Source organism: Pseudomonas sp. TE36184, from assembly GCF_054060055.1.
In genome coordinates this window covers 161192-178353 of sequence record NZ_JBSSCU010000001.1, presented here as the reverse complement: position 1 = coordinate 178353, position 17162 = coordinate 161192, and the positions used below count along the sequence as shown (strand labels likewise).

14 protein-coding genes are annotated in these 17162 nt (G+C 64.5%); 12 read left to right on the top strand and 2 right to left on the bottom strand.

Going from position 1 to position 17162, the window contains the following annotated elements; translation table 11 throughout:
• Positions 1-256 precede the first annotated feature (256 nt).
• Both ACVWZP_RS00900 and ACVWZP_RS00895 read right to left on the bottom strand, forming a co-directional pair.
• Positions 257-1594, bottom strand: coding sequence for a lysine N(6)-hydroxylase/L-ornithine N(5)-oxygenase family protein (locus tag ACVWZP_RS00900; RefSeq protein WP_128192401.1), 1338 nt, complete (start codon positions 1592-1594; stop codon positions 257-259).
• 119 nt (positions 1595-1713) lie between these two features.
• Positions 1714-2196, bottom strand: coding sequence for a sigma-70 family RNA polymerase sigma factor (locus ACVWZP_RS00895; RefSeq protein WP_017847509.1), 483 nt, complete (start codon positions 2194-2196; stop codon positions 1714-1716).
• Between the two features lie 255 nt (positions 2197-2451).
• Here ACVWZP_RS00895 and ACVWZP_RS00890 point away from each other — a divergent pair, with 255 nt between their 5' ends.
• The 12 genes from ACVWZP_RS00890 to ACVWZP_RS00835 all read left to right on the top strand — a co-directional run bounded on the left by ACVWZP_RS00890 (position 2452) and on the right by ACVWZP_RS00835 (position 17134).
• Positions 2452-3627, top strand: coding sequence for an efflux RND transporter periplasmic adaptor subunit (locus tag ACVWZP_RS00890; RefSeq protein ID WP_017847510.1), 1176 nt, complete (start codon positions 2452-2454; stop codon positions 3625-3627).
• Positions 3624-5594, top strand: a complete 1971-nt coding sequence (locus ACVWZP_RS00885; RefSeq protein ID WP_457369291.1) for a MacB family efflux pump subunit — start codon at positions 3624-3626, stop codon at positions 5592-5594. Before ACVWZP_RS00890 ends, ACVWZP_RS00885 begins: the two co-directional genes overlap by 4 nt.
• Positions 5587-7002, top strand: coding sequence for an efflux transporter outer membrane subunit (locus ACVWZP_RS00880; RefSeq protein ID WP_457369290.1), 1416 nt, complete (start codon positions 5587-5589; stop codon positions 7000-7002). Before ACVWZP_RS00885 ends, ACVWZP_RS00880 begins: the two co-directional genes overlap by 8 nt.
• 136 nt (positions 7003-7138) lie before the next feature.
• On the top strand, positions 7139-8758 hold the full coding sequence (locus ACVWZP_RS00875) for an alpha/beta fold hydrolase (protein ID WP_177029502.1): 1620 nt from the start codon (positions 7139-7141) through the stop codon (positions 8756-8758).
• Positions 8759-8865: 107 nt separating this feature from the next.
• Complete coding sequence (locus ACVWZP_RS00870; RefSeq protein ID WP_046382795.1) at positions 8866-9633, top strand: FadR/GntR family transcriptional regulator; 768 nt, start codon at positions 8866-8868, stop codon at positions 9631-9633.
• A gap of 241 nt (positions 9634-9874) precedes the next feature.
• The gene (locus tag ACVWZP_RS00865; RefSeq protein ID WP_046382794.1) at positions 9875-11077 is read left to right on the top strand and encodes an ABC transporter substrate-binding protein; all 1203 of its coding nucleotides are present in this window, start codon (positions 9875-9877) and stop codon (positions 11075-11077) included.
• 58 nt (positions 11078-11135) lie between these two features.
• Positions 11136-11996 (top strand): branched-chain amino acid ABC transporter permease, encoded by an 861-nt coding sequence (locus tag ACVWZP_RS00860; RefSeq protein ID WP_046382793.1) that lies wholly within the window; start codon positions 11136-11138, stop codon positions 11994-11996.
• A 1-nt stretch (position 11997) separates the two neighbouring features.
• A complete protein-coding gene (locus ACVWZP_RS00855; RefSeq protein ID WP_017847517.1) occupies positions 11998-13008 on the top strand; it encodes a branched-chain amino acid ABC transporter permease in 1011 nt (336 codons plus the stop codon).
• A complete protein-coding gene (locus ACVWZP_RS00850; protein WP_017847518.1) occupies positions 13005-13754 on the top strand; it encodes an ABC transporter ATP-binding protein in 750 nt (249 codons plus the stop codon). Before ACVWZP_RS00855 ends, ACVWZP_RS00850 begins: the two co-directional genes overlap by 4 nt.
• A complete protein-coding gene (locus ACVWZP_RS00845; RefSeq protein WP_457369289.1) occupies positions 13754-14449 on the top strand; it encodes an ABC transporter ATP-binding protein in 696 nt (231 codons plus the stop codon). The genes ACVWZP_RS00850 and ACVWZP_RS00845 overlap by 1 nt, the downstream gene beginning before the upstream one ends.
• A gap of 13 nt (positions 14450-14462) precedes the next feature.
• A complete protein-coding gene (locus tag ACVWZP_RS00840; protein ID WP_046382790.1) occupies positions 14463-15731 on the top strand; it encodes a Zn-dependent hydrolase in 1269 nt (422 codons plus the stop codon).
• Positions 15728-17134, top strand: coding sequence for an amidase (locus ACVWZP_RS00835; protein WP_457369288.1), 1407 nt, complete (start codon positions 15728-15730; stop codon positions 17132-17134). Before ACVWZP_RS00840 ends, ACVWZP_RS00835 begins: the two co-directional genes overlap by 4 nt.
• Positions 17135-17162: the final 28 nt, after the last annotated feature.

Genomic DNA, 17162 nt, shown 5'->3' with positions numbered 1-17162 from the left:
CTGATACACCGCCATCGGGGGCAAGCCCCCTCCCACATTTGGATCTCCGTGGATCAGATAGGGCTCATTCTGCTCTTGGGCGCGGCCTTATTAGCCGACCACATCCTGGAAGCCGAATACGGTCGAGATTGTGGGAGGGGGCTTGCCCCCGATTGCAATCTGTCAGCTACAAATTAGTTGACTGATACACCGCCATCGGGGGCAAGCCCCCTCCCACATTTTCTACCCCGCCTCCAAAAGTCGCTACAAGCGTTCATCAGCTCGCCGTAGCAAGCAGCAAATCCTGCACCGAACGCCCCTGCCCACGGTGGCGATCATGCGCGTACAACGATGCGGCAATCTCATCCGCCCGGATCGGCAGCACCGACAGCAAGGTATCGCTCAACCCATGGCTGGCCTGGCTGAAGCCCTGGATGTAGATGCCGGCCTTGCACCGCTCATCCGTCACGATGCGGTAATCACGGCTGACTTCGAAGTCGCTCATGTAGGCCTGCAGCGGCGCCAGCAACTCGCGATGCATCTGGCGCTCGTAGCCGGTGGCCAGGATCACCGCGTCGTAATGGCTGACGCTGGTTTCGCCGTTGGCGTTATTGCGCAGGGTCAACTCGATGCCCAACGGGCCAGCGCTGACGTTCTCGACCACGGTCATGGTGCGGAAGGCCTGGCGCGCGGTGCCGGAGACTTTCTGGCGATAGAAGATGCCATAGATGCGCTCGATCAACTCCAGGTCGACCACCGAATAGTTGGTGTTCTGGTACTCGGCGATCAGCCGCTCACGCTCGGCGCCGACCTGCTGGAACACCAGGTCGGTAAAGGCCGGCGAAAACACTTCGTTGACGAACGGGCTGTCATCCGCCGGTTTCAGCGCCGAGCCGCGGAGGATCATATCGACTTGTACCGCCGGGAAACCGTCGTTCAAATCGATGAACGCTTCGGCCGCGCTCTGGCCGCCGCCGATCACCGCGATACGCATCGCCTTGCCCTGCACGCAAGGTTGCTGGGCCATGCGCGCCAGGTACTGGGAATGGTGGAACACGCGGGGGTCATCCCTGAACGCCTTGAACACGTCGGGCACGCGCGGCGTGCCGCCGGCGCTGACCACCACCGAACGGGTGGTGCGGACATGCTGTTCACCCAACGCATCGCGGGAAATCACGCGCAGTGCTTCAACCTGCTGCTGATGCAGGATCGGTTCGATGGCCAGCACTTCCTCGCCGTAGCGGCTCTGGGCCTGGAACTGCCCGGCGACCCAGCGCAGGTAGTCGTTGAACTCCATGCGGCACGGATAGAATGTGCCAAGGTTGATGAAATCGACCAGACGGTTGTGGGCTTTCAGGTAGTTGACGAAGGAATATGGGCTGGTGGGGTTGCGCAGGGTCACCAAGTCCTTGAGGAACGAAATCTGCAGTTCGCTCTGGGTCACCAGGGTATTGCCGTGCCAACGGTAGTCGGCCTGCTTGTCGAGAAACAGCACGTCCAGTTTGCCCTGGGCCTTTTCGCGCTCCTGCAGGGCGATGGCCAGCGCCAGGTTCGAAGGGCCGAAACCGATACCGATCAAGTCGTGAACCGCGGGCGAAGCAATTGCCTGTGTCATTCCAGTGTCCTCTGGATAAGCCCCTTGGCGGTGGGGCGGGAATACCTTCACGACCTGCACAACAGGTCATGTGTTGATAGGAAACGAGGACAATGAATTAAAATTTAACCACTCGACGCTCAGGGTGCGTCCCACTCGCGCATCCGCACCCGGCAGTGCTTCATCGCATTGACGATGTGTTTTTCCACCAGGCTGCGGGAAATCCCCAGGCGCTCGGCAATCTGCGCGTGGGACAGGCCGTCGAGCTTGCGCAGCAGGAAGCTGTCGCGGCAGACCGCCGGCAACTCGGCCAAGGCGCGTTCGAGCATCTGCAGGCGCTGAGTGTGATCGTGGGTGGCGTGGGGCGAAGCGTTGGCGAAGCGCTCTTCGGCGTCCAGCACCTCCAGCGGCTCGACCTGACGCAAGGCGTTGCGTCGATGGCCGTCGATCACCAGGTTCAGCGCGGTACGGTACAAAAAGGCGCGGGGCTGGTCGATGGGGGTGTCACTGGCGCGTTCCAGCACCCGCACATAAGCGTCATGCACCACATCTTCGGCCACCTGGCGGTTGCCCAGCTTGGCGTTGAGGAAACACACCAGCTCGCGATAGTAGTTTTCCAACATGACTCCCGACCACCTGACGGCGGTATTAGGTCCTTGAATGCTTAAAAAGACAGCCCATGAGTGATGGCAGTTTGGGTAAGTGCAATTTATAGTAATTCTCATCTACTTTTAAAGAAGACTTGCTTCAGCGGGCAATTTTTTTACTCGCCAGCACTGTAACTACTTGTGAAACAGCCTAAATCTTCGGGCCATGCTCTCGTTTAACTGTCAGCCCCCCGCAACTGCGGTCCGAACTTTCCTGGCTGGAACCAACCCATGAAACGCCCTCGACCTGCCCGACACGCCCTGCTGGTTGTGGCGTGCCTGATCCCTGTTATCGGCATCGCCGCCTGGCAATTGCAGCCGCCGGGGCGCGACAGCCTGGCCACCGTTACCGTGACCCGCGGCAACATTGAAAACAGCGTCACCGCCCTGGGCACTCTGCAACCGCGACGCTATGTGGATGTGGGCGCCCAGGCGTCCGGGCAGATCCGCAAGATCCATGTCGAAGCCGGCGATCAGGTGCAGGAAGGCCAGTTGCTGGTAGAGATCGACCCCTCGACGCAAAAAGCCAAGCTCGACGCCAGCCGCTACGCCATCGAAAACCTCAAGGCCCAATTGCAGGAGCAGAAAGCCCAGCACGCACTGGCGCGCCAGAAGTACCAGCGCCAGCAGCGCCTGGCCGCCGGCAACGCGACCCGCGAAGAGGACGTGCAAACCGCCAAGTCCGAACTGAGCGCCACCCAGGCGCGGGTCGACATGTTCCAGGCGCAGATTCTCCAGGCCCAGGCCAGCCTGCGCAGGGACGAGGCGGAATTGGGTTATACGCGCATCTATGCGCCGATGACCGGCACCGTGGTGGCGGTGGACGCACGGGTCGGCCAGACCCTCAATGCCCAGCAGCAAACGCCGCTGATCCTGCGCATCGCCAAGTTGTCACCGATGACCGTGTGGGCCGAGGTCTCGGAAGCCGATATCGGCCACGTCAAACCCGGTATGACCGCCTATTTCACCACCCTCAGCGGCGGCAACCGCCGCTGGACCAGCAGCGTGCGGCAGATCCTGCCGATCCCGCCCAAGCCGCTGAACGAAACCCAGGGCAGCGGCAGCCCCAGCAGTTCGAACAAGAGCGGCAGCGGCCGCGTGGTGCTGTACACCGTGCTGCTGGACGTGGACAACAGCGACAACGCCTTGATGGCCGAAATGACCACCCAAGTGTTTTTCGTCGCCGGCCAGGTCAAGGATGCGCTCACCGCGCCGGTCGCCGCCCTGCAAGACAGCACCAGCGCCGACCGGCAGACCGCCCGCGTGGTCGCGGAAAACGGCCGCATCGAAGAGCGCGTCGTGCGCCTGGGTATCAGCGACCGCCTGCGCGTCGAAGTGTTGGAAGGCCTCAGCGAAGGCGATCACCTGCTGATCGGGCCGGGCGACGGCAGCGGGGGGTTGAATTGAGCACGCCCCTGATCGAACTCAAGCACATCCGCAAATCCTACGGCGGCGGCGACAGCCCGCAGGTCGACGTATTGCGCGGCGTCGACCTGTCGATCCATGCCGGGGAATTCGTCGCCATCGTCGGCGCCTCGGGTTCCGGCAAATCCACACTGATGAACATCCTCGGCTGCCTCGACCGCCCCACCGCCGGCGACTACCTGTTCGCCGGCGAAAACGTCGCGCACCTGGACAGCGACGCACTGGCCTGGCTGCGCCGCGAAGCCTTCGGCTTTGTGTTCCAGGGCTACCACTTGATCCCGTCGGCGTCGGCCCAGGAAAACGTCGAAATGCCGGCGATCTACGCCGGCATCAGCGCCGCCGAACGCCACGCCCGCGCCAGGGCCCTGCTCACGCGCCTGGGCCTGGCCGACCGCACCGGCAACCGTCCGCATCAACTGTCCGGCGGCCAGCAGCAACGGGTCTCCATCGCCCGCGCGCTGATGAACGGCGGGCATATCATCCTCGCCGACGAGCCCACCGGCGCCCTCGACAGCCACAGCGGCGCCGAGGTAATGCGCCTGCTCGACGAACTGGCGAGCCAGGGCCACGTGGTGATCCTGATCACCCACGACCGCGACGTGGCGGCGCGGGCCAACCGCATCATCGAAATTCGCGACGGCCTGATCATCAGCGACTCGGCGGACAGCACCCGCCACCGCCCGGCCAGCGCCGACAGCGCGGCGCTGCAAGCCGTCGACCTGCGCCAGCGCCTGGCCGAAGGCACCGAGCACAACGGCGTGTGGAAGGCCGAACTGCTCGACGCAGTGCAGGCCGCCTGGCGCGTGATGTGGATCAACCGCTTCCGCACCGCCCTGACCCTGCTCGGGATCATCATCGGCGTGGCCTCGGTGGTGGTGATGCTGGCGGTGGGCGAAGGCAGCAAGCGCCAGGTCATGGCTCAGATGGGCGCATTCGGCTCCAACATCCTCTACCTCAGCGGCTCCTCGCCCAACCCGCGCACGCCGCTGGGCATCGTGACCCTCAACGATGTCGCGGCATTGGCGACGCTGCCGCAGATCAAGCGGATCATGCCGGTCAACGGCAGCGACGCCGGCATCCGCTACGGCAACCTGGATTACCTGGCCTATGTGGGCGGCAACGACGTCAACTTTCCGCAGATCTTCAACTGGCCGGTGGTCGAGGGCAGTTACTTCACCGAAGCCGACGAGCGCGCCGGTGCCACGGTCGCGGTGATCGGCCACCGCATCCGCGAGAAACTGTTCAAGCAGGTCAGCCCGATCGGCCAATACATCCTCATCGAAAACGTGCCTTTCCAGGTGATCGGCGTGCTCGCGGAAAAGGGCTCCAGCTCCGGCAACAAAGACAGCGACGACCGCGTGGCCATTCCCTACACCGCCGCCAGCGTGCGCCTGTTCGGCACGTACAACCCCGAATACGTGGTGATTGCCGCCGCCGATGCGCGCAAGGTGCGGGAAGCCGAACACGCCATCGACCAACTGATGCTGCGCCTGCATAACGGCAAGCGTGACTACCAACTGACCAACAACGCGGCAATGATCCAGGCCGAGGCGCGCACGCAAAACACGCTGTCGCTGATGCTCGGTTCGATCGCCGCGATTTCGCTGCTGGTGGGCGGCATCGGGGTGATGAACATCATGTTGATGACCGTGCGCGAACGCACCCGCGAAATCGGTATCCGCATGGCCACCGGCGCGCGCCAGCGCGACATCCTGCGCCAGTTCCTGACCGAGGCGCTGATGCTCTCGGTGGTTGGCGGCCTGTGCGGTATCGGCCTGGCGCTGCTGGTCGGCGGCGTACTGATGCTGGCCAAGGTCGCGGTGCAGTTTTCCCTGGTGGCGGTGCTCGGCGCGTTTGGCTGCGCACTGGTCACTGGCGTCGTATTCGGCTTTATGCCGGCCCGTAAAGCTGCCCGGCTCGATCCGGTTAAGGCGTTGACCAGTGAATAAACGATCCCCCGCCCCCCCTGTGTGCGTACTCGGCCTGTGCCTGCTGCTCAATGCCTGCGCCGCCAGCCTGCCCGCCGTCGACAGCGGCGTGGCAGCACCGACCGCCTGGCAGTACGCCGAGCGTGACGCCGCCCAACTCAACAACCAGCGCTGGTGGACGCAATTCGGCAGCCCGCAACTGAACCGCCTGATCGAACAGGCGCGCCGTGACAGTTTTGACGTGGCGGCCGCCGTCGCACGGGTGCGCCAGGCCCAAGCCACGGCAGTGATCGCCGGCGCACCGCTGTTGCCGGAAGTGAAGTTCAACCTGTCCACCAGCCATCAGAAGTTACTGCGCGGCCAGGGCGGGCCGGACCTGGACGCGACGCAAAGCAATGACACGGTCAACAGCTTCGGCGCCAACCTCAGCGCCAGTTATGAAGTGGATTTCTGGGGCGGCCGCACGGCCGCGCGAGACAGCGCCCTGCATAGCCTGCGGGCCAGCGCGTCGGACCAGGCTACCGTGGAACTGACCCTGCTCAGCAACGTCGCCGACCGCTACGCGCAAACCCTCGCCGCACGCCAGCGCGAGCAGATCGCCGAGTTGAACCTGGCGAATGCACGCAATGTGCTGGAACTGGTGCAGACCCGCTACGACGCCGGTTCCGCCACGGCCCTGGAACTGGCCCAGCAGCAAAGCCTGGTCGCCAGCCAGCAACGGCAATTGCCGCTGATTCAACAACTGGCGCAAGAGTCGCGGATCACCCTCGCCGCCCTCCTCGGCCAGCCGGTCCAGGCGTTGGACCTGGGCACCGAGCCCTTCCAGGCCCTCACCTGGCCGCGCATCGGCCCGGGCGTGCCCAGCCAACTGCTGAGCCAGCGTCCCGACCTGGCCAAGGCCGAGGCCGAACTGGCGGCGGCGCAAGCGGATGTTCGCGTCGCCCGCGCGGCCATGCTGCCTGCGGTGACGCTCGGCGCGACCTTCGGCTCCGACGCCGGCAAAGCCGTGGAGATCCTGCGCAGCCCGTATTACACGCTGACGGGCGGCCTGGTCGCACCGATCTTCAACAACGGCCGTTTAACCGCCGAACGGGACAAGGCCCGCGCGCGCCAGGACGAGCTGCTGCAGACCTATCGCGGGGCGATCATCAACGGTTTCGCCGATGTGGAAAAAGCCCTCAGCAACATCACACGCCTGGACCAGCAGCGCCAATGGCAAACGCAAGAGCTGCAGGCGGCGCAGAACGCCTTGCGCATCGCCGAAAGCCGCTACCAGGCGGGCGCCGAAGACTGGCTGAGCGTGCTGGACAGCCAGCGCACCCTGTACACGGCCCAGGACCTGAATGTGCAACTGCGCTTGTCGCGCCTGCAAGCCAGTATCGCCTTGTACAAAGCTTTGGGCGGCGGCTGGGAATCCGACATCCGATAAACGAAAGTCGCATTTCGTACACTCGCCGTTTTGTCCTCCTACATTTTTCCCCCCACGGTCCTTGGTAAAAAAGTCGTCCCGAATGAGCAGCCACAACAGTGGCTTCTTTTTCTCACACGACAGGCCAGGATCGCTGATGAACCCCCTTCCAGCTGCAAGCGCAATCACCTACCGTTGCCTGGTGCTGGTCGCAGCCCTGGCGCCCACCGGCGCTTACGCTGAAACGCCGCGCTCGCCGTTCGGCATCGAATGGTTCCTGGACTGCCCGCAGCCGGCGCTCGAACGCCTGGACCCGGAAGTCATCGAACGCACCCAATGCGGCATCGTCACCGCGCCCCTGGACCATGGGGCGCCAGAGCGTGGTCGCATCAGCTTCGACATCACCCGCGTCGGCGCCAAACTGCCGCTGTCACGCCAGGGCGCGATATTCGCCAACCCGGGGGGGCCCGGGCTCGACGCCGGCGGCGCCTTCGCCGTACACCTGGCCACCGTCTGGAAGCACTACGCCCGGCAACCCGACTGGGGCGACACTTACCGCCAGTTGGCCGATACCTATGATGTGATCGAAGTCACCCCGCGGGGCCTGGGCCGGCTGCCGGGCTCACGCCTGGAATGCCGCTCCGACGCGCGGATCGTGCCGCAAGCGGACGTCAGCGAAGACCGCAGCGCGGCCAACCTCGCCGCCGCGCGCCAGAATGCGCGGTTGATCGCCCAAGCCTGCGCCAGCCACCCGCTGACGCCTTACATCACCACCGAGCAAACCGCCCGCGACCTGGAATTTGTGCGCAAGCAATTGGGCGAGTTGCAGTTCAACTACCTGGGCAACGCCTACGGCACCTGGCTCGGCGCCTGGTACGGCGGCCTGTTTCCGGCGAACGTGGGGCGCATGGTGCTCGACTCGAACATCAACTGGACCTCAACGTTCGAGCACGCCAGCGTGATCGTCGCCAGCGAAAAGGAGAAGATTTTCGAGCGCTTCGTGGCCCAGGCCGCCGCCCTCGACCCTGGGGTGTATCAGCTGGGCGACACGCCGGCCGCCGTGCGCCGTGTGTTCATGGAACTGCTGCCCAGCGTGCGTACCGCGCTGCGTTCCAGCAACCGTTTCTACAGCGACCCCGCCGGCCTGATGGGCGCCCACGTGCTCAGTCGCTGGCTGCGGGACACTCCCGACGGCGACGACCTGGCGCTGGAAACGCGTGCCCGCGCGCACCGCTTCAGCCCCGACCCGGTGATCGAAGAGCGCGCCAAGTCGATGTTCAGCCTGCTACTGCAACGCGTGCGCGAACCCTTGCAGGCCAACGTGCCCAAGCCCGGGCCGTTGCGCATGTCGGCCGCCGACTCGGTCAAAACCGCGATCCTGTGCAATGACTCGACCTACTCCAACGAAGACCTCTGGCAGCAGAAAGAAACCGAATCGCTCGCCAAGTACCCGGTCGCCGGCAGCGCCCTCGAGGCGCGCCAATGCACCACCTGGCCACAAAAACACAGCCGGGGCTTGCCGTACAAGGAACTCGCCCGGCTCGACAGTCTGCTGATGGTCCAGGCCGAGTTCGACGACCAAACCCCGTCCACCGGCGCCGCCTGGGCCTTCGAGCGCACCTTCCCGGCGAGCCGCGTACAACTGAAGAACGCCTATGCCCACGGGGTTTCGTTCAGCGGCGTGAGTGCCTGTGTGAACCAGTGGGTGGGCGATTATCTGATGCATGGGAACAAACCGCCGCGCTCGACGGTGTGTACGGATGCCACTGTGCAATGAGTCTCCGTTTGCGACCTTTCCACACCAGAAACGACACCCTGCGTTGACGCTACGGCCCAATCGTTATTAAGTGCTATTTATCCGCATTAATACGATAAATAGACCCCATGCTCACTCGCCCGCTACGACGCAAACGCCAGAAGCTGTCCGACGTGATTGTCGAGTCGGTCAAGCGCTCCATCGTCACCGACGCCTTGAAGCCCGGCGACCGCCTGCCCACCGAGCGCGAGCTGATGGAAAGCTTCCAGTGCTCCAAGGGCTCGGCACGCGAAGCGCTCAAGGCCCTGGAAGTCGAAGGCCTGGTCAGCACGCGCACCGGCCCGAGTGGCGGAGCCTACCTGAACCAGGCCGGCACCGAACCGGCCAGCCGCGCACTGCGCAACTACCTGCACTTCCAGCACCTGGATGGCGAACAGGTGTACCAGTTGCGCAAGGTCATCGAAGTGGAACTGGCGGTGTCGGTGCTCGGGCGCCTGAGCGAAGACGACTACCAGGCGCTGCAGGCCAACGTGGATTTTTGCAGCGCGCCGGAAGACAGCGAGGCCGGCCAGCGCGAACAACGCCTGGCGGAACTGGAGTTCCACAACCTGCTCGCCAAGGCCTGCCCCAACCCGCTGCTGAGCTTTACGGCGCAATTTCTCAACGACCTGCTGCGCGACCTGGTGGTGCTGAAAAAAGCCTACAAGCCCAAGCGCAAGCAGTTCGACGCGGCCAACCTCGACTATCACAAGCAACTGTTGAGCGCCTTTCGCGCCGGCGATGAAAGCGCGGTGCGCAGCCTGATGCATGAACACATGTGCGACGCCGAACACCATATGACCGCGCTCGAAGGCCAGGTCAGCCCGCATTTTCTACTGGAGTTCGATCACTCTTAAGAACACCCCAGATCCAATGTGGGAGGGAGCTTGCTCCCGATGAGGCCGGCACAGTCACCGTTATATCGACTGACACACCGCTATCGGGAGCAAGTCAAATCGTCGCACCGCCCCTCCCACAGTTGACTGCATTCCAACCCGCACACTGCGTTACCCCAATAAAAAAATGCCTGCCCACAGGCCCTGCTCCACCGTATCGCCCTTGCCGCTCCTGCCAATAACTAAACCAGGGAGTCACCCCATGCAGCGTCGTACGTTATTGAAAGCCAGCCTCACCCTCGCCTCCGCCCTCAGCCTGCCGCTGAGCGTGCGCTCGGCATTCGCCGCCGAGCCTTTTACCTTTTACGGCCTCAAGTCCATGTCTGGCGCCTTTGCCAGTTATGGCAAGTTCGCCGACATGGGTTCGCGCCTGGCGGTGGCGCAGCACCCCGAGATTCTTGGGCGCCCGCTGAACTACAAGGTCATCGACACCGAAGGCAACGCGGGCAAGGCGGTGCGCAAGGTGCAGGAAGCGATTGCGCAGGACGGCGCGCGGTTCTTCCAGGGCTGCACCCTGTCGTCGTCGGCGCTGGCGGTGGCCAAGGAAGTCGACAAGGCCGGCGGCGTGTTCATGACCCCGGTGGGCGCCGATGAAGTCACCGGCAAAGACTGCAACCACGCGACCTTCCGCTGGTCGGTGCCGACCTACGGCGCGATCCGCGAAACCCTGGTGCCGCTGATCAAGCTGCTGCCGGACGCCAAGCGCTGGTACACCATCACCCCGCAATACGTGTTCGGCGAAGCCTTGCTCGAGGGCGCCAAAAACGTGCTCAAGGAACATGGCCTGGAACACGTCGGCAACAGCTACCACTCGCTGCAGGAGCAGGAATTCTCCGGCTACCTGACCAACGCCATCGCCACCAAGCCCGACGTGCTGGTGCTGCTCAACTTCGGCAGCCAGTCGTCCAACACCCTGCGCCAGGCGGTCAACTTCGGCATCAAGGAGCGCATGAAAGTGCTGCTGGTGTGGTCTGCCGGCCTCGACCAGTTCCAGGAACTGGGCAGCGATGTGCTCGAAGGCGTGTACCTCGGCGCGCAGTACTGGCACCAGGTCGACAGCCCGCTCAACCGCGAACTGGTCAAGCTGACCCAGGCCAAGTACGGCATCAACCCCACTTACCCGCTGGCCGCCGACTACATCAGCACCAAGGTCATGCTGGACACCATCATCGCCACCGGCAGCTTCGACGGGCCGACCGTGGCCAAGGCCATGCAGGGCCTGAGTTTCGAGGGCCCCACCGGCAAGGAGTCGATCCGTGCCGGCGACCACCAGGTGATCAAGGATTACTACCTGCTGATCGGCAAGGCCGCCGCCGACATGGCCGACAAGGACGACCTGGCCAAGGTGCTCAGCGCCGGCCAGTCATTCCCGCCGGTCGAGGCCACGGGCTGCACGCTCGGCTGACCCCCTGACTATTTGCACCGCAGGGCCGCGCGAGCGGCTTCCTGCCGAGGGTTCCTGCATGCTCAATCTTTACCTGTTCCAGATACTCAATGGCCTTGGCCTGGGGATGATCTACTTCCTGATCGCGGTCGGGCTGACGATCATTTTCGGCCTGCTCAACTTCGTCAACTTCGCCCACGGCGCGTTCTTCCTGCTGGGCGCCTACATCTGCTACACCGCCGTGAGCCTCACCGGCAGCTTCTGGCTGGCGCTGCTGCTGGCACCGCTGGTGGTGGCCGCGTTGGCGTGGGTGATCGAGCGCTTGCTGATCCAGCGGATTTATCACTTGCCGCACATGTTCCAGATCCTGGTGACGCTGGGGATCGCGCTGATCATCCAGGAAGCCAGCGTGATGATCTGGGGCCCGGTGGGCAAAAGCGTCGCCGTGCCGGAACTGCTGCGCGGGGTGCTGGTGCTGGGCGATTTCGTCTATCCCTATTACCGCCTGTTCCTCATCGTATTTTCCGGGCTGGTGGGCCTGGGCCTGTGGCTGCTACTGGAACGCACGCGCTTCGGCGCACTGGTGCGCGCCGGCAGCGAGAGCACCGAAACCGTGTCGCTGCTGGGCACGAATATCTTCCGCCTGTTCTCCATGACCTTTGCCCTCGGCGTCGGCCTGGCCGGCATGGCCGGCGTACTGTTCGCGCCGTTGCGCGGTGCCCAGCCCTTTGTCGGCCCGGAAATTCTCGGGATCGCCTTCGTGGTTGTCGTCATCGGCGGCATGGGCTCGTTCAGCGGCGCGCTGGTCGGCGGTTTGCTGGTGGGCGTGGTGCAAAGCCTGATGACCACACTCTGGCCCCAGGGTGCGAGCCTGATGATCTACGGCGCGATGGCCGTGGTGATTCTGGTCCGCCCCTACGGCCTGTTCGGGAGAGCCTGACATGAGCGAGAAAAATCCCCTGCCGTTCGCCAAGACCCAATCCAAAGCGATGTTGCTGTGGGTGCTGGCAGTGCTGATCGGCCTGCCGCTGGTCCTGCCCTCGGCGACCCTGGCCAGCGAGATCCTGATCTTTGCCATGGCCGCCCTGGCCTGCAACCTGTTGCTCGGCTACACCGGGCTGTTGTCGTTCGGCCAAGGCATCTTCTTCGGGGCCGGTGCGTACTGCGCGGCGCTGCTGATGATCCACCTGCAACTGGGTCTGTTCAGCGCACTGCTCGGCGCTGCCGTGGCCGGCGGCTTTCTGGCGCTGCTGGTGGGTGCCCTGGCGATCCGCCGCACCGGCATCTACTTCGTCATGCTGACGCTCGCGTTCAGCCAGATGGCGTATTTCGTCGCCTACACCCTGAGCGACTGGACCGGCGGCGACAACGGTCTGCTCAGCGTGCCGCGCCCGGAGATCCGCATCGGCGACAGCGTGTTGCTGTCGTTGGCCGACGCCCGCGCGTTCTACGGTTTTGTCGCGGTGCTGTTCCTGCTGATCTTTATCGGCGCACGCCGCGTCATCGCCTCGCCATTCGGCAGCACGCTGATGGCGATCCGCGAAAACGAAACCCGTGCCTCGGCCATCGGCTATGACACGCGCCACTTCAAGATCCTGGTGTTCGTGCTGTCCGGCGCGGTCACCGGGATTGCCGGGGCGCTGTACGCCATGTTGCTGCACTTTGTGCCGCTGTCGAATATCGACCTGGCGATGTCCGAGAACATCCTGATCATGACCATCGTCGGCGGCACCGGCTCGCTGTTCGGTTCGTTGCTGGGCGCCGGTTCCATCGTGCTGCTGGGGGATTTCCTCTCCGACCTGTGGCCGCGCTGGCTGATGCTGCTGGGGATGATCCTGATCCTGGTGGTGATCTTCATGCGCGGTGGTTTGTGGGGCGGCCTGGCGTCGCTGTTCGAGAAAGTGCGCGGCCGCCGCAAGGCCGTCGTCGTCGCCAAGGAGCAAGGGCTATGAGCATCCTGTTGGAAACCAAGAACCTGGAGCTGGCCTATGGCGCGTTCCATGCGGTCAACGGCGTCAACCTGAAGGTCGCGGCCGGCACCATCCACACCATCATCGGCCCCAACGGCGCGGGCAAGACCAGCCTGTTCCACTGCCTGACCGGCGAACGCCAGGCCACCGCCGGTGCGATCCATTTCGACGGCCAGCCACTGATGCGCAAACCGGCCCACGCCCGCGTCGGCCTCGGTATGGCGCGTTCGTTCCAGCTCACCAGCCTGTTCCAGAACCTCAGCGTGCGCGAAAACCTGCGCCTGGCCGCCCAAGGTCGCGACGGTGCGCGTGCCTTGAATTTCTGGCGTCGGGTCGAGAGCAAGCGCGAACACCTGGAGATGGCCGACCAGGTGCTCGAACGCCTGCAACTCACGGCCCGCGCCGCGACCCTGGCCGGCGAGTTGTCCCATGGCCAGCAACGGGTGCTGGAGGTGGGCATGTCGATCTGTTCCAAGCCGAAACTGTTGATGCTCGACGAGCCCACCTCGGGCATGGGCATCGATGACATCCCGATCATGACTCAACTGATCAGCGACCTGGGCCGCGACCACACGGTGCTGCTGATCGAACACAACATGAGCATCGTCATGTCCATCAGCCAGCGCATCACGGTGATGAGCCACGGCCAGATCCTGGTGGAAGGCACGCCGGAGTTCGTGCGCGCCGATGAACGTGTGCGAACGGCTTATCTTGGGGAGGCTGCCTGATGCTGATCGTCGAGAATATCCATTCCTACTATGACAAGAGCCACGTGCTCGAAGGCGTATCGCTGACCGTCAACCCCGGCGAACTGGTGACCCTGCTCGGCCGCAACGGCGCCGGCAAGACCACCACGCTGCGCAGCATCCTCGGCATCATCTGCCCGCGCCAGGGCCAGATCCACTTCAACGGCCAGGGGCTGGTGGGCCAGAAGATCTTTGAAATCGCACGCCAGGGGTTGGCGTTGGTACCGGAGAACCGCGGGATCTTCCGCCTGCTCACCGTCGAGGAAAACCTGCGCATCGCCGCACGCAAGAGCAGCCGCTGGCAACTCGAAGACGTCTACGGCATGTTCCCGCGCCTCAAGGAGCGACGCAAAAACGCCGGCCACGCGCTCTCCGGCGGTGAGCAACAGATGCTCGCCATCGCCCGCGCCCTGCTCAACGATCCCAAGCTGCTGATCCTCGACGAACCCACCGAAGGCCTGGCCCCGGTGATCGTCGACGAGTTGGTGAAGATCCTGCGCAAGGTCAAGGACGACGGCCTGCCGGTGCTGCTGGTGGAACAGAACCTGATGGTCTGCGACAAGCTCGCCGACCGCCATTACGTGCTCGAACAGGGCCGCGTGGTGTACGAGGGCAGCGCGCAAGCCTTCCGCGCCGACCCGACGATCAAGAACCGCTACCTGGCCCTGAGTGCCTGACCGGAGTTCGAAGATGAATAGCTTTGCACAACCGCTCCAGAGCAACGCCCCGCTGATCAACCGCGACCGCCTGTGGCAATCGCTGATGGACCTGGCCCGACTCGGCGCCACCGTCAAAGGCGGCGTGTGCCGTCTGGCCCTCACCGACCTCGACCGCCAGGCCCGCGACCTGTTCGTGCAGTGGTGCGAGGCGGCCGGGTGCAGCGTCAGCGTCGACGCCATCGGCAATATTTTTGCCCGGCGCCCAGGGCGCAATCCCGCCCTGCCGCCGGTGATGACCGGCAGCCACATCGACACCCAGCCCACCGGCGGCAAGTTCGACGGTTGCTTCGGGGTGATGGCCGGCCTGGAAGTGATCCGCACCCTCAATGATTTGAAGATCGAGACCGAAGCGCCGATCGAGGTGGTGGTATGGACCAATGAAGAAGGCTCGCGCTTCCCGCCGTGCATGATGGGGTCCGGGGTGTTCGCCGGGAAGTTCGACTTGCAGGACACCTTGGACAAGCAGGACGACCAGGGCCTGTCGGTGGGCGCGGAATTGCGGCGCATCGGTTATGCCGGTTCGCGTGCGGTGCTCGGCCATCCAGTCGGTGCGTATTTCGAGGCGCATATCGAACAAGGCCCGGTGCTGGAAGACCGCGCCACCACCATCGGCGTGGTGATGGGCTGCCTGGGCCAGAAGTGGTTCGACCTGACCCTCACCGGCGTCGAAGCCCACGCCGGCCCGACGCCGATGCACCTGCGCAAGGACGCCCTGGTCGGCGCCGCCGAGGTGGTCAGCGCGGTCAACCGCATCGCACATCAACAGCAACCCCACGCCTGCGGCACGGTCGGCTGCCTGAGCCTGCGCCCCGGCTCGCGCAATGTGATTCCGGGCCAGGTCCAGATGACCATCGACCTGCGCCATCTGCATGCCGACAAGCTGCAGGCCATGGTCGATGAAGTGCGCAGCGTGATCGAAGCCAGCGCCGCACGCCACGGCCTGACGTTCGAGTTGACCGCTACCGCCGACTTCCCGCCGCTGGACTTCCACCCGGCCTGCGTCAACGCCGTGCGCGACGCCGCCGACGCCTTGGGCCTGAGTCATATGGACATCGTCAGCGGCGCCGGGCACGACGCGATTTTCGTCGCCGAACTGGGCCCGGCCGGGATGATTTTTGTGCCATGCGAAGGCGGCATCAGCCACAACGAAATCGAGAACGCCGCACCAGATGATCTGGCGGCAGGTTGCGCGGTGTTGCTGCGCGCCATGGTCAATGCGGCACAGGGGGATCAGGCATGAGTGAGATCGGCCAACTGACGGCGGTGCAACTGCTGCAGCATTTTCGTGACAAGAGCTTGTCGCCGGTGGAAGTCACCGAAGACGCGCTGTTGCGCATCGAGCGCTATAACCCGCTGGTCAATGCCTATTGCCATGTCGATGCCGAGGGCGCACTCAACGCCGCACGCGCCTCGCAAGCGCGCTGGTTGAAAGGCGCACCCTGCGGTGCGCTGGATGGCGTACCGGCGTCGATCAAGGACCTCACGCTGACCCTCGGCATGCCCACGCGCAAGGGCTCGCGCACCTCTTCGGCCGAGGGCCCGTGGGACGTGGACGCGCCCTTCCCGGCGTTTATGCGCAAGGCCGGTGCGGTGCTGCTGGGCAAGACCACCACCCCGGAATTCGGCTGGAAAGGCGTCACCGACAACCCGCTGTACGGCATCACCCGCAACCCGTGGGACACGCGCATGACCACCGGCGGTTCCTCCGGCGGCGCGGGCGCGGCGGCTGCGCTGAACCTGGGGGTGTTGCACCAAGGCAGCGATGCCGGCGGCTCGATCCGCATTCCCTGTGCGTTTACCGGCACCTTCGGGATCAAGCCGACCTTCGGCTATGTGCCGCAGTGGCCGGCCAGTTCGATGACGATCCTGTCGCACCTGGGGCCGATGACCCGCACCGTGGAAGACAGCGTCTTGATGCTGCAAACCGTCGCACAACCGGATGCGCGAGACGGCTTGATTGGCGCGCCAAGGACCACGCCCTGGTTGTCGGAGACCGTGGATTTGAAGGGCCTGCGCATTGCCTACAGCCCCACCTTCGGCTACGTCGATGTCGACCCGCAGGTGGCCAAAGTGGTCGCCCGGGCTGTGGCCGACCTGGTGCAGTTGGGCGCCCATGTCGAACAGATCGACCCGGGTTTCAGCGACCCGCAGGAGGTGTTCAACACCTTGTGGGCGGCCGGCGCGGCCCGCCTGACCGGCCCGATGAGCGCGGCGCAAAAACAGCTGCTCGACCCCGGCCTGCTGCGTATCGCGCAACGCGGTGAGGGCCTGAGCCTGGACGATTTCAGCGCGGCCCTGGAAGCACGGGCAGCCCTGGTGGCGCGGATGGCGGCATTCCATGAACACTACGATGTGCTGGTGTCGCCGATGATGCCGATCACCGCGTTCGAGGCCGGACACAACGTGCCGCCAGGCTCCGGGATGCAGGAATGGATGGAGTGGACACCGTTCACCTACCCCTTCAACCTGACCCAGCAACCGGCAGCGTCGGTGCCGTGCGGGTTGGCGGCGAATGGCTTGCCGGTGGGGTTGCACGTGGTGGCGGCGCGGTTTGCCGATGAGACGGTGTTGCGGGTTTGCCAGGCATATGCAAAGGCATTCCCTACCGCCCCCCTGCCAGCCCCGATCACCGGAACAGCGTAGATCCAACCCAACGGTGCGAGGGGCTTGC